The following is a 14976-nucleotide window of genomic DNA, read 5'->3' on the forward strand; positions in this document are numbered from 1 at the left end:
TTTAATCTCTTATTGACTCAATTCAACCGGCGCTGTTTTGGCTTTTGCACGTGTTTTACGTTTAGCTTTCGGATCGATTTGATAGACAATCGTGCTGTCTTTCACATCAATACGAATGACTTTTGGTAAGCGATTTTCACTGAGCGCAATTAAAATTTCTGTCGCTAATGCAGGAAGTACAGAAGCATTCAAAATGTTATCAACATTTCTTGCACCACTATCGACTTCAGTACAACGGCTGAGTAACAGTTCAATTAACTCATCTGTGTATTCAACCTGTGTTTGATATTGTTGCTCTAAACGTTGAATGATTTTATTGAGCTTGTGATGAATGATTCGGACCAACAAGTCATCATGTAATGGGAAGTAAGGCACAATACGCATGCGACCAAGAAATGCAGGTTTAAATTGCTTGTATAAACTTGGTTTTAATAGCTCAATGACATCCTCTGTAGATGGCCAATTTTCTACAGGCTCATTCAAACAGGCTTTCATAATTGCATTTGACCCTGTATTTGAGGTCAATAAGATGGTGGTATTTTTAAAATCAATAATACGGCCTTCACCATCTTCTAATGTGCCCTTGTCAAAAACTTGATAAAAAAGTTCTTGAACATCAGGATGTGATTTTTCAATTTCATCAAGTAAAACCACGCTATAAGGATTTCTTCTGACCGCTTCAGTGAGTACACCGCCTTGCCCATATCCCACATAGCCTGGAGGAGCGCCTTTTAAAGATGAAACGGTATGTGCCTCTTGGTACTCTGACATGTTAATGGTAATTAAATGTGATTCTCCACCATACAATTCATTTGCTAAGGCCAACGCAGTTTCGGTTTTACCGACACCACTTGGACCCACCAATAAAAACACGCCTTGCGGTTTATTGGGATCTTCAAGTTTGGCTTTTGAGGTTTTAATGCCTTGAGTCAGTTGATATAACGCAGAATCTTGCCCCATAACACGCTGTTCAAGTTTGGCTTCTAATGATAAAACTTGTTTGATTTCATCCGTGACCATTGAACCAACAGGGATACCGGTCCAATCTGAAATAATTTCATGAATAATACTTGCATTCACACGGTCAAAAACTAAAGGCTGTTGTCCTTGTAAGGTATGAAGTTTTGCTCTTAATTCTTGAATATTGCTGATGCTTGTATCCGTTGTTTCTGCTTGGGTAATGGCTTTTATGTCTTGGACCAACGCAAGTTCTTGTTGCCATTTTTCTGTTGTACTTGCAATATCGCTTTCAAGGGTATTGAGCTGATTATTTAATTCAATTAAACGTTCTGTGTGTTGTTGGGTTTGCTTGTTTTCTGCATCAAGAATATTAATTTCAAGCTGAATATTATGTTTTTGTGCTTGGAGTTGGGTCAGTTTACCTGGCTCTGCGTTTTGGCTTAAAGCCACCCGCGCTGCAGCTGTATCTAACACACTAATCGCTTTATCTGGAAGTTGACGCCCGCTAATATAACGGTGTGATGCTTGAACTGCTGTGGTAATTGCCTCATCATCAATTTGCAAATTAAAGTGTTGCCCCATGACTGGAATCATTGCGCGAAGCATATCAATCGCAACTTCTTCTGTCGGTTCTTCAACTTTTACCACTTGAAAACGGCGGCTTAATGCTGCGTCTTTTTCAAAGTATTGTTTATATTCTGCCCATGTGGTTGCAGCAATAGTTCTCAATTCACCACGTGCAAGAGCAGGTTTAAGTAGGTTGGCGGCATCATTTTGCCCGGCTTGTCCACCGGCACCAATAAGTGTGTGTGCCTCATCAATAAATAAAATAATAGGGTGTGTAGATTGTTGTACTTCGTGAATAACTTGTTTTAAGCGATTTTCAAATTCACCTTTTACACTTGCCCCAGCTTGTAATAAACCAATATCTAAAACATGGAGTTGTACATCTTTTAGTGCATCAGGAACTTGCTGGCTGACAATTTTTAAAGCCAATCCTTCTACAACTGCTGTTTTACCGACACCAGGCTCACCAGTCAAAATAGGATTGTTTTGACGACGACGCATTAAAATATCAAGCATTAAACGAATTTCGTGCTCACGTCCAATAACAGGGTCAATACCACCTTTCTTGGCTTTTTCAGTCAGATTGATGGTGTATTTGTCGAGGCCTGGGGTTTGGAGTGTATTTTGCGATTCATTTGCGTTTAATTCGGTATCCGTATTTTTCACTGAGTTCTGAACAGGATCTTCATTTTCAATGCTGTTTTTACAGAGATCTATAAATGTGTGTTTTAAAGTATCAATTGGTAATAGTTCAAATAAGCTCGATGCACGTACTGCAATTTGATACAAATCAGATGCAGTTAATACTGCAACCAATAGATGACTACTTCGGATGACAGGCTTTTGTTCAGCAGATGCCAATAACCATGCTTGTTCAAGTAAGCGAACAATAGATTTGGTGAAAATAGGTGTACGCGTGTTTCCTTTAGGCAGTTGTGCAATATTTTGTGATATATCGTCTAATAATGCATTTTTAGAAATCTTATATTTTTCAAGAATAACGTTTATATCATTACGTTCTGCTGTATTAAGTAGTTCATAGAGTAAATGTTCAATTTCAATTTCGAAATTTTGCTGTGAAATACAAAAATTAGCAGATCGTTCCAAAGCATTTCGAGCTGGCGCAGACAGCTTTGTAATTAAAATTTTTAAGTTATTCATCATTCATCCCAAGTAGAGAAAACTCTCTTATTAAATTTTATGAAACGCTTTGTTTCATTTTTCACTGTATAAGTATTAGTTCTACTTATCTTAATTGTATTTAGTCGTAAAATATATACATTAATGCGTTTAAATTCATATTTTTTTAATTTAATGTGTTTTATTTAACTTTATTGAGGTGGTTAGTTGTTTTTAAAGGTAATATATTAAACAGATTTGAATACAACCTTATACTATAACCTAAAAGCATCAAATAATTCTAAACAAATACATATAAATGTAATTTTAAACATACCAATAAAATAAATGAGTAAAAAGTTTGACTTTATTGGCACTTTGTTTTACTTTTGTCTAAAGATTAGCATATTTAACTCTTAATGTTCTTAAACTAAAATCGTTTAAAAAATAATCATTAGTTCATTGTTTAAAAGAGGTTTCTGTGAAGCGTATCATTGCTTTTTTTATGGCTGTCATGGTCGGGGGAGGATGTTCACAGCAAATATTTGCTGCTGAAGATCAGAAAATTGTATTAAAGAAACGGTGTTTAAAAGCACATCCGTTGGTTGTGGATGAAGACGACCAAACTTTATTGTCAATTTATTCGCAAGTTTGCGATAAAGAGAATAAAGACAAAGAAAATATGCTTTTGACCCAAGCTGCTCAGCGCTTTCAAACATTGGGTAAAGATGTAAAGTCTTTGCAACTTATTCAGCAATTAGAAGCCAACCAAGTTCATAGCAATGCCTTGACAGACACTAAGTTTTTAGCAGCTACACATATTGCTCATTTAGCACTTGCACAGATTCGAACACAACAAGTTCGCTTTTTAAATGCTGCAGACACGTATCCAGCTGCAAAGCAATTGGTCAGCGATATCGAATCTGCCAAGCCTGAATCTATTTTAATTGAAGAAGCAAAAGCAGCTCAATCAGTCACATATAAAGCTGATAAATCGCATATGCATCCTGTTGTTAGAAAAAAAACAACGGTTGTTAAATCAGCTCCAAAACCTAAAGCAACTGCGGTGAGTCCTCAACCCGTTGCTAAGCAAGAAACAAATGAAAAAAATCCATTTGCAGGGTTATAGCGCAAGAATTATGGGAAAGGTGTAAACATGTCAAAAAGAGAAAGTGTTCAAAAAAGATTGCAACGGGTAAGACCACCTCGAGTTCAACTGACCTATGATGTTGAAGTTGGGGATGCAAAAGAAGTGAAAGAGCTTCCATTTGTTGTGGGTGTTTTAGGTGATTTTTCGGCAGCATCTGAAGTTGAAAAAACTAAGCTGAAAGATAAAAAATTCATTAATGTTGATTTAGAAAATATTGATGAAGTTATGGAGTCACTATCGCCACGCGCATCTTTTCAAGTTGAAAATACAATTTCTGAAGAAGGCGGTCGTATCGGTGTCGACTTAACCTTTAAAGGCATGGATGATTTCCGACCTGAAAGTATTGTTCAGCAAGTCGAACCATTACGTAAATTGGTTGAAGTCCGTGAAAGATTGACGGATCTGCGAAATAAAATCTCAAACAGTGAGCGTCTAGAAGACATTTTAGATGAAGTATTAAACAACACTGAGCAAGTTCGTCAGCTCACTAAAGAAGCTGGAGATAAGCATGAGTAATATGCAAGCTGAAGCCAATGCACAAGCAACTGTAGAAAGCACAGGGTTGTTAGATTCAATTGTTGAAGAAAGCCGTATTGCTCGAAATGATGATGAGCATGACCGTGCAAAAAGTTTAATTGGCGAATTGGCCAAAGAAGTGATGGCAGGCACCATTGTTGTTTCTGACAATATGTCACAGTCATTAGATAAGCGTATTGCAGAAATTGATGAAATGATTTCACGTCAACTCAGTGAAGTAATGCATCATGCTGATTTTCAAAAAGTAGAGTCAACATGGCGCGGTTTGTACTATTTCTGCCAAGAGTCGCCGTCTAATCCATTAATTAAAATTCGTATGTTAAATACGACCAAGAAAGAACTGACTAAAGACTTCCAAAGTGCGCTTGATTTCGATCAAAGTACCTTATTCAAAAAAGTATATGAAGAAGAATATGGTTCATTTGGTGGCGCACCTTATGCTGCATTAATCGGTGATTTTGAGTTCGATCGTGTTCCATCTGATATGTATTTGCTTGAACAGATTTCTCATGTTGCAGCAGCAGCGCATGCACCATTTATTTCAGCAGCAAGTTCTTCAATGTTAGGTCTTGAGTCATTCACTGATATTGATCGTCCACGTGATGTCTCAAAAATCTTTGAAACAGCTGAATATATTCAATGGCGTTCATTCCGTGAAAGTGATGATGCCCGCTATGTTGCATTAACTTTACCACGTGTTTTAGGTCGTCTGCCTTATCATCCAAAAGATGGTACACAGACAGAAGGATTTAACTTCGTTGAAACCGTATCTGGACAAGATCATGACGAATATCTGTGGATGAATGCTGCATACGCATTTAGTACACGCTTAACCAATGCATTTGACTCTCATGGTTGGTGTGCTGCGATTCGTGGTGTTGAAGGCGGTGGTTTGGTTGAAGGACTTCCTGTACATACCTTTAAAACCAGCGATGGTGAAGTTGCATTTAAATGCCCAACTGAAATTGCAATTACTGATCGCCGTGAAAAAGAGTTAAGCGACCTTGGCTTTATTCCATTAGTACATTGTAAAAATACCGATTACGCAGCCTTTTTTGGTGCGCAATCAACACAAAAACCTAAGAAATATGACAATGATACGGCAAATGCAAATTCAGCATTATCAAGTCAAATTCAATACATTATGGCCGTTTCACGTATTGCACATTACTTAAAAGCAATGATGCGTGACAAGGTCGGAAGCTTTGCTTCTGCCGGCAATGTTGAAGCCTTTTTAAATGAATGGCTTGCAAAATATGTATTACTAGATGATGGAGCATCTCAAGAAGCGAAAGCACAATTTCCGCTTCGAGAAGCTTCTGTGAAAGTTGTAGATAACCCAGCTCAACCTGGACACTATAACTCTGTGGTTTTCTTGAAACCACATTTTCAGCTGGATGAGTTGTCAGTTTCTTTGCGACTTGTTACTGAGTTACCTCAGTCTTCAAATTCATAGTAAGCAGCTAATTTTAACGTAAAAATCGGAGAATACCTGTGAAGGATATCTATATCGAGTTTCGTGGTAAATACAAAGTTGATGGGGAGTCACGTGACTCAGAACATAAAAATTGGTTAGAAGTTAACTCTTGGGCTCATAACATTCGTCAGCCAAAATCAGCAACATCTTCAAGTGTTGGTGGTCATACAGCTGAACGTGTTGAACACTCTGACATGGTATTTGTAAAAGATTTGGATGCAACTAGTCCAAAACTTTGGGAAGCATGTTCAGCAGGTTATACATTTGATGAAGTACAAATTGATTTTTATCGTGCAAATGGCGATAAGCGTATCAAATACCTTCAAATCAAATTGAAGCATGTATTGGTATCAAGTGTTATTCCAAGTGTTAATGAAGAAGGTGTTCCAACAGAAGCATTTGGTCTGAAATATGCTGCTGTAGAGTGGACATATAACCAGCAAGATATTAACGGTACATCAAAAGGTGCTGTTACGAAAAAATGGTCTCTTTCAAATAATACTGCGTCATACACAGCATAATTTGATTCAGCCGTTTCAAACTAACATCACTAGTATTCGTGTCCAACAGGTTGCTGATTCCTTTGAAAGGGGTCAGTAGCCCAACACAGACCCTTTCTTTCTTATTCTTAACGATTTTTAGCATTTATCATGAATCTTGATCATTTATATCCCTATGGATTTCAGTCGACTTTATTTGATCGACTTTTACCAAAGCAAGATGATATTGCTGAAGGTCTATCAATTCGTGATTTGCGTGAGTCTGTAGCGCGAGATTTAGAAGATTTATTAAATAGCCGTATGGGGAAGTTGGATCATTTAATTGATGATTTTCCAGCTGCAAAGAGCTCAATTTTACAGTTTGGGATTATGGACTTTGTTGGTTTATCAACAGCCAATCCAATGGATCGCGATAAAATATGCCAATCAATTGCGCAATCTATTTCATCTCATGAGCCTCGCTTAAGACAAGTCCAAGTCGAAATGTTAATGGAAGGCCATAATACAGGCGCACTTTGTTTAAGTATTCAAGCATTTTTAAATATACATCCTTTATATGAGCCCGTTGTGTTTGATGCTTTATTAAAACCAACGACACAACAATATGTTATCTCTGCCAACGCATAAGGTCAGGAAATAAAATGATAGAAGAGCTCCTACCTTATTATGAAAAGCAACTACAAGAATTTGGTCAGCAATCGCGTGATTTTGCAAAAAAGTATCCTAAAATTGCCCAGCGCTTGTCATTAAACCAAGAACAAATTGATGACCCACATATTGAACGTTTGATTCAGGCATTCTCTTTAATTGCGGCACGTATTGATAAAAAATTAGTCGATGGTTACGACTTATTTTCACGTTCGTTATTTGAAGTCATGTTTCCGCAGTACTTAAGACCTTTTCCTGCATGTAGTGTGGTGAGTTTTGAGGATGTGAATAAACAAAAGCAATTAACTAATGTTCATATTGTACCTGCACAAACCAGCTTGAAATCGCGCAGTTATAAAGGAGTGCAGTGTGAATTTAAAACCAGTAAAGCGGTTCGAATGCTGCCTTTACAGTTGAATCATATTGCCTTTAAAACCAATCCAAGTGCACATATTCATTTAAACCAAAATGCAACTTTAACGTTTCGTTTTGAGTGTTTTAATAAAGCAATTGGGCTTTTACAACAAGAAAAACTGCCTATTTACTTAGATGCGATTTCAAATTTTCCATTGCAGCTCTTAGATGGCATTTTTAAATCAGATACAGTATTTACGCTTAAGTCAGGTCAAGAATCTCATGCTATTCATAATCCATTTGCTGTGATGGGGTTTGATGAGTCTGATCATTTATTGCCAATCGATCAGCATACTCATCATGCATATCGTTTATTAACTGAGTATTTTTGCTTTCCTGAAAAATTCAGCTATTTATTATTTGATTTAGGTATTTTAAAAAATCTATCCAATCCTAAAAGTGAGTTTGAATTACAAATTCATTTAAAATTAAATTTAAACGATCAAGCTGTGGTGAGAAATTACAGTGAATTGAATGTTGCAAATTTTAAGCTCTATACAACGCCTGTCATTAATCTATTTAAGAAAAAGTCTGAGCCACAGAAAATAGATCATAAACAATTAGAATATCCTTTAATTACAGATAATCGCTATCCTGCGTTTTATCAGGTGTATTCAATTTTGGATATGAATATTATTCGTCAAAAACAAAACACCAACCAGACCAATAGCTATCCTGTATTGCCTTTTTTTGCGATGAGTCATTATCAACGAGATGATGTTCAGTTTTTTTATACTTTAAATCCAAAACAGTATCACAATCAATCGATTGAAACTGGCTATACAATTATTTCAAAACATCTTCAACCACATGAAATACAGTCAGATTTTATTAGTACAACTTTATTATGTTCAAATGGTGAGTTGCCATATGATGTGCTCAGTCACAGCAATAATGTACTCACATTAAATGATTCAACCATTGCTCGTCATGCGCATGTATTAAAAAGACCGACCATGCCGTATATGTTCTCGCAAAACAAACAAGAACAATGGCGTATTATTTCGCATTTATCATTAAACACCATTGCTTTAATGAAAGGCGATGCAGTATCGCATGTTAAAGAGTTGCTTGAGCTTTATAATTTACCGCAGTCAGAAGAAAAACACTTAATTATTGATTCAATTAAAGATATTCAATTTGAAACAAGCCATAAATTGGTTGAAGCAAAACCATTTCCTATGTTTGTTCGGGGCGTTAAAGTAAAAATTATAATGAATATTGGGGTGTTTAGGGGGCATAGCATTTATTTATTCAGTCAGTTACTCAGTCATATTTTTAGTCTGAAAGTACAAATGAATAGTTATGTAGATGTAATGATATTAGACGAGAAAACTGGTCAGGAGTTGTACCAATGCATACAAAATATTGGTGGAAAGACGCTTCTGTAATTCATCAGTTGGTCTCATCTGCAACATCATTTGAGTTTATTCAGTCTGTTCGTTTACTTCGTCATGCGCCTGTACAAGATGAACATCAGTCATGGGCAGATGCATTTGATTTTTCAAGTTCACTGCATTTGAATTTTCCAAAATCAGAAATTGAGTCGCTTTCTGTTGAAGAGAATACTTATCAAATTAAGAACTTGATCGTTGGTTTAACAGGTATACAAGGGGCTTTACCTTATGTGTATACCAATAAAATGCGTCAAGCACCACGTAAACAACGTGCAGAAGTTGAAGCTTTTTTGGGGTTATTTAATAACAAGTTAATTGCTCAGTATATTGAAGCAAGCCTGACTTATAACTTGCCTGTTCGGTATGAGGTGGAAGAAGAAAACCATTATTTAAATATATTGCATTCTTTAAGTGGCTATATTGGGACACAGCATCAACAAACTGAATTACAAGATTATTTTGCTGAGTTTTCAGGCTTAATGCAGGGACAAAATAATACAGTCCATGCATTAAAAACCATGCTGAGTTGTATTTTTCACCAGCAGGTTGAAGTCAAAGAATTCATTAAAGAAAAGTTTAAATTAGAAGATCAGCAAAAAACAGTGCTTGGCGGAACAGTGCCTAGTTTGCTTGGGGTCAATACATTTTGTGGTGAAACAGTCACCCAAATTGATGGAAAAATTGAATTGGTCCTTGGGCCGTTAAGTTATCAAGATTACATCCAATTTTTACCAGAGCAACCACAGCATAAAAAGCTCAAAGATATTATTCAAACATGGTGTAGCCCAACGCTCATGGTAGATATTCGTTTGGTCTTACTGCCTGATGCGATTGAGCCATTGCAGCTTCGTCATACCACCCAGCGTGGATTGGGACAAGGTGCATTTTTAGGTGGGCAAGCGGCATTAGAAAATAGAGAAACCTGTTATGCATTATTTGCGGAGGCACGATGATTAAAATTATTTTAAGTACATTGATCAGTGTTTTTGCTATTGCTGCCACCGTGGTCATTTTTTATTGGAAAGATGCAGGTTTTGAACCTACGGCACATGATTTGTTGATGTATCTTGCTGTCATTCCATTTGCTGTGGCTTGTGTTCTTTTATCGCCATATTTAATTTACAAGCTGTATGTGCATCGCCGTGAGAAACAGCAACAGCGTCTTGAGCAAGCAGAGGCTGAGAAAAATCAGGTACCTGTGCAAGAAGAAGCGAAAAAAGAGCAAATACAGTTACATGTATATAGTTCATTTTTAAAAAGTGCAATGGGTGAAAATGATGAAATCTTAGCTAAAACTATTGATTTACAAGCACCAGAATTAGACAGCAAATTGCATAATGCTCAAGGCAACCCAATTTTGTCTTATCGTATGACGGATCTTGATGATGACCAAGATATAAAAAATCAGGATGTGGTTTTAGATGTATTACAGCAACGTATGCATCAGCTAATCCATGCACAGATTGCACAGAATTATGATGTGTTACATACAATTAGTCATCATTTTAAACGTTCAGCAATGTTTTATGATCATAAAACAATTGAAAAATATCGTTTGCATCCAGCATGGCTTGACCCAAAACATCAGACCGTTGATGAAGATGATGATGTAGAAAAAATAGAAGCTGTTCCACGATTAAGCCAATTGGTTGTTTATGTGATTTTGGCTGAACATCTATTTAGAGTTTGGGACACCGCAGCAACAACAGCTTTAATAGCAGCACAGTTGGTTGAAATGGGGTTTTTAAACGACCAAGTTCAAATTGAATATGAGTTTTGGTCGAGTAAAAATGGATATGCAAATATGCTGCAAACGTTTAGGCATATTGCAACAGCAACAGATCAAGTTTATCTCTGCTTGGGTTTAGATTCTGAGATTCATCAAGGTCATTTAGAAAATCAATTATGGGTCAGTACTGACTATGTTCCTGCAGAATTTGCAGGGTCATTTATTGTTGCACCACAAGCGGTTGAAATATTAGAGCTTAAACCCAGTCAAACCATGACAGTGGCTTTTGATCAGCCTGATTTATTGGCACTGCTCAAAGATAAAAAGATTGATGAATTGCCACAATTTAAAGATGAACAGCCTTTTGTCCTGATTCTAGATCAAATTGATCGGCCAAAGGTCATCCAACAATTGGCAGCACATTTTGAACATACGCCAATTGAAACCTATCACTATATTTATAGTTGTCCAAGCTTAGGACACACCCAGCATTTATCTAAACTCTATGGCTTGATGTTGGGCTTAGTATCTTTTCATGACCTCTATGGTCTGTTGTATAGCGTACATGATCCCGCGATACATATTTTGCTTGATCCAAATCCAAATTCAGAACTTGAAGCTGATGCAAATGCATCAACACCTACTTAAATTTTAGACTTTAGCGAACGAGAACATGTATATTATTTTAGGCTACTTATGGCAGTATATTACTAATCCGAAGGCAGTCTTTGCATTGTCTTTGTTTGTCTCATTAATTGCATTTTATAATGTGATCCCAAATCCTTGGTTTTTTGGATTGGTCGCGCTGTATATTGTCGGTTTAATTGGCTACCTCATCTATTGGTTGTTTCAGCGCAGAAAAAGTGTTGAACAAGGTGAAGAATTGGCTGATGCGATTGAGCAAAAAACATCAGAAAAACATGCTAAAAATAAAAGTAAAAACAAAGAAGAACTACAGCTCATTCAACAGCAAATTAAAGAGTCTATCCAATTAATTCGTAAGTCTAAATTGGGAGATAAAAAAGGCAATGCTGCATTATATGAATTGCCATGGTATATGGTGATTGGTAACCCCGCTGCAGGTAAAAGCTCAGCCATTTATAATTCAGGTTTAAAATTTCCATTTGAAGAAACGCATCAAAAAGTAGTCTCTGCCAGTTTGAGTGGTACTCGAAATTGTGATTGGTTTTTTTCAACAGAAGGTGTTTTGCTTGATACAGCAGGGCGTTATTCTGTTTATCATGAAGACCATGATGAGTGGCTTGGCTTTTTAAGTTTATTAAAAAAGAACCGTTCTAAAGCACCAATCAATGGTTTGATTGTGGTGGTGAATGTGGCTGAGTTGGCAAGTCAAAGCCCTGAAAAGTCATTACAGTTGGCAAAGAATTTAAGAGCACGAATTCAAGATATGACAGAGCGGTTAGAAATTTTCTCGCCTGTTTATCTTATTTTTACCAAAATGGATTTAATTGCAGGATTTACTGAATTCTTTGAATGTTATGACGGACAAGAGTTTGACCAAGTATGGGGTGCAACGCTGCCATACGATACAGACTCATCACAAAATGCGGTTGAGTTGTTTGATGAGCATTATCAAACTTTATATGATGGGCTGAAAAGTGTGAGTACCACACATTTAAGCCGTCGTCATGCACAAAATGTGTCACCAAGTATGATGACATTTCCTTTGGAATTCAAAACTTTAAAGCCTGTTTTAAAAACATTTATTGGCAGTTTGTTTGAAGATAATCCATATCAGTTTAAACCAGTGTTCCGCGGCTTTTATTTTACCAGTGCGCTACAAGAAGGGCATGTAGAAAGTCCAATGACTGAGCAGATTGCTCAAGCTTTTAATTTACAAAAAGACAGTGACAGTACTGCACAATATTCAAATCCAACAAAGAACCAAGGTTATTTTTTAAAGAATTTATTTTCAAATGTTATTTTAAAAGATAAAAACTTGGTACGTCAGCATATTAATCTCAATAAAAAAAGACAACGCTATGTCATATTTATTGTGGCGTTATTGACTGCAGGATTATTACTGAGTACATGGATTTGGTCATACCGCAATAATCAGCAATTGATGATTGATGTACAAGCAGATTTAGATAAAGTCGTGCAAATGCAGACGGTGAAAGGGGGAGAGCTGAGTACACAGTTTGATGCACTGCTTATTTTACAAAATCGCTTACAGCAATTAGATGGTTATCAACAAGATCGACCATTAAAGCTCAGTTTTGGCTTGTATCAGGGTGATAAAATTCGTGAAAAACTAATGGCTGAGTATCTAAAAGGTATTGAAACAATTGTTCTTAGACCATCTCAGCAAAATATGGCGCAATATTTACAACGTTTGAAAAACAATGAAGAGGCATTAAAAGCCAATCATGTCAATGTCAGTGCTGTTGCTGCTTCTGCAACGAATCGTAGCAATACACAATACACAGAGCCATCTGATAGCAATGCACAAGATGGTTACAATGCATTAAAAGCGTATTTAATGCTAGGTAATGCACAATATATCGAATCGAGTCATTTAAGTGACCAAGTGACACGTTTTTGGCGTTCTTGGTTAGATGCTCGCCGTAATGATATGCCGCGTGGTGATATGATTCAAAAAGCAGAGCAAATTTTGAGCTATGCTATGACGCTAACACATGAAGCACATTTTCCTAAGCTTAATTCTGACCCACAGTTGGTGGATCAAACTCGACAAGTTTTGGTCTCTGTGATTCGAGGTATGCCTGCCCGTGACCGTGTATATAATGAAATCAAAATGCGTGCATCAGTACGTTTCCCTGCAATGACAGTGTCACAAATTGTAGGCGAAAAACATAAAGCAGTGGTGTTGGGTGGTTATGCATTGCCAGGTATTTTTACTCAAAAAGCATGGGATGAATATATCTCAGATGCGATTGATCAAGCTGCAAATAAACCAACAGACAGTAAAGATTGGGTATTAAATGTAAACCAATCGGATGATCTTAGCTTTAGTGGTAGCCAAGATCAGATTCGTAAACAGCTGACTGAGTTATATAAGAAAGAATATATTGTTGAATGGAAAAAATTCTTAACGGCAATTCATTATGCCAAAGGCGAGGATTTTGCCGCACAAGCAAAAATTATTGATACTTTAGGCGAGCCACAAACCTCACCTATTCGTACTTTAATAGATCGAATTGCAAAAGAAACCAGTTGGGATAATCCGATTGTGCAAGCAGAATTGGCTGCACCACAAACAGGTTTTGTGGCTTGGTTTAAGCGGAAGGTGCTCAATCAAAATAGCCAAGATGCCGCAGCCAAAAAAGCTATTCAGCAGGTTCAAGGCGATATCGCTCAAGCATTTGATGTATTTTATCAATTGGTGCGTAAACGTGATGATCAGCAAAATAAATCGCTGTTAGATGAATATTTTGCCAATTTATCGCAAGTGAGAAGTAAGTTTAATGAGTTTAAAAATGCAGGTGATGTGGGTCCAAGTGCATTAACGTTGGTGAAGCAGACGATTAATGAGCAAACCACCATTTTTAATGTGACTCAAAAAACCATCGATGAAAAAATTATTGTTGGTTTAGATGCAAGCAATCAGCATATGATGCAGCAGTTACTTGCGAGCCCATTAACGCAGAGTTTTTCAATTTTGTTGTTACCAACCAATGATGAAATTAATAAATTATGGACCATGCAAGTGTATCAACCATTTACACAAACGCTAGGGACCAAGTATCCATTTAATGCATCATCTACGATACAAGCGACTAGTGCTGAAATTGCTCAAGTATTGGGTGAAACTGGTAGCGTCGCTCGTTTTGTCACACAAACATTAGATCCATTTGTAATTCGACGTGGTTATACCTTGTCATCAAAAACATGGAAAGATTTAGGTCTAAATTTAGATCCAAAATTTGTGGCACAATTTCAAAGTTATACAGCACCTGCACAAGGTGTGGCGACAGGTGGTTTAAGCCAGCCAACAGCACCTGCTGCTGTTAATCAGTCAAACTTTCAGTTTTATCCATTACAAAACCAAAAACTATTGTCTTATACCTTAGAAATTGATGGTCAAAAAATGGTGTATGAAAATGGTGTGCAGCAGTGGGTGAATTTCATTTGGCCGAATGCAAGTGCAATTCCTGGCGTCAAAATTACGGCGATTGATTTGAATGGTGAAGCGCATACGATATTTGAAGCACCAGGCGAATATGGTATTAACCGTTTAATCGATCTTGCAACACGCAAACAATTAAACGATGGCAGTTTTGAGATGACATGGAAAGATGCTAAAAATCCAGAGCTCGCTGTGAAGTTAAACTTCCGTTTAATCAGTGGAAACAGTGCAAGTACAGTCGGTGCTGGCCGAGGTTATGTCGGGTTAAGTATGGTTGATCATGTGGTGACCAATAAAGATACACGTATTGTTGCTGCACAAGCTGTACCCGATGCGAAACCTCGCGGTGTACAGCCGTGAGTTTTAT

10 protein-coding genes are annotated in these 14976 nt (G+C 36.9%); 9 read left to right on the top strand and 1 reads right to left on the bottom strand.

What is annotated here, in order from left to right; translation table 11 throughout:
• Nucleotides 1-9: 9 nt before the first annotated feature.
• Nucleotides 10-2688: a type VI secretion system ATPase TssH gene (gene tssH / locus CFY84_RS09655; RefSeq protein ID WP_088824142.1), complete on the bottom strand. Its 2679-nt coding sequence runs from the start codon at nt 2686-2688 to the stop codon at nt 10-12.
• A gap of 439 nt (nt 2689-3127) precedes the next feature.
• Here tssH and CFY84_RS09660 point away from each other — a divergent pair, with 439 nt between their 5' ends.
• The 9 genes from CFY84_RS09660 to tssM all read left to right on the top strand — a co-directional run bounded on the left by CFY84_RS09660 (nt 3128) and on the right by tssM (nt 14969).
• Nucleotides 3128-3775, top strand: a complete 648-nt coding sequence (locus CFY84_RS09660) for a hypothetical protein (protein ID WP_088824143.1) — start codon at nt 3128-3130, stop codon at nt 3773-3775.
• Between the two features lie 27 nt (nt 3776-3802).
• Nucleotides 3803-4312 carry a type VI secretion system contractile sheath small subunit gene (tssB, locus tag CFY84_RS09665; RefSeq protein ID WP_088824144.1) on the top strand — a complete coding sequence of 170 codons (510 nt, stop codon included), beginning with the start codon at nt 3803-3805 and terminating at the stop codon, nt 4310-4312.
• Entirely contained in the window at nt 4305-5789 is a 1485-nt protein-coding gene (gene tssC / locus CFY84_RS09670) for a type VI secretion system contractile sheath large subunit (protein WP_088824145.1), read from the top strand. Before tssB ends, tssC begins: the two co-directional genes overlap by 8 nt.
• Nucleotides 5790-5827: 38 nt before the next feature.
• Nucleotides 5828-6331, top strand: coding sequence for an Hcp family type VI secretion system effector (locus CFY84_RS09675; RefSeq protein ID WP_088824146.1), 504 nt, complete (start codon nt 5828-5830; stop codon nt 6329-6331).
• Between the two features lie 129 nt (nt 6332-6460).
• Nucleotides 6461-6937 (top strand): type VI secretion system baseplate subunit TssE, encoded by a 477-nt coding sequence (gene tssE / locus CFY84_RS09680; protein ID WP_088824147.1) that lies wholly within the window; start codon nt 6461-6463, stop codon nt 6935-6937.
• A gap of 14 nt (nt 6938-6951) precedes the next feature.
• Nucleotides 6952-8763 carry a type VI secretion system baseplate subunit TssF gene (gene tssF / locus CFY84_RS09685; RefSeq protein ID WP_088824148.1) on the top strand — a complete coding sequence of 604 codons (1812 nt, stop codon included), beginning with the start codon at nt 6952-6954 and terminating at the stop codon, nt 8761-8763.
• Nucleotides 8727-9722 (top strand): type VI secretion system baseplate subunit TssG, encoded by a 996-nt coding sequence (tssG, locus tag CFY84_RS09690; RefSeq protein ID WP_088824149.1) that lies wholly within the window; start codon nt 8727-8729, stop codon nt 9720-9722. Before tssF ends, tssG begins: the two co-directional genes overlap by 37 nt.
• Nucleotides 9719-11146, top strand: a complete 1428-nt coding sequence (locus CFY84_RS09695) for a hypothetical protein (RefSeq protein ID WP_088824150.1) — start codon at nt 9719-9721, stop codon at nt 11144-11146. Before tssG ends, CFY84_RS09695 begins: the two co-directional genes overlap by 4 nt.
• A gap of 25 nt (nt 11147-11171) precedes the next feature.
• The gene (gene tssM, locus CFY84_RS09700) at nt 11172-14969 is read left to right on the top strand and encodes a type VI secretion system membrane subunit TssM (RefSeq protein ID WP_088824151.1); all 3798 of its coding nucleotides are present in this window, start codon (nt 11172-11174) and stop codon (nt 14967-14969) included.
• Nucleotides 14970-14976: the final 7 nt, after the last annotated feature.

The sequence above is a fragment of the Acinetobacter apis genome (assembly GCF_900197575.1).
Classification (GTDB): Bacteria; Pseudomonadota; Gammaproteobacteria; order Pseudomonadales; family Moraxellaceae; genus Acinetobacter; species Acinetobacter apis.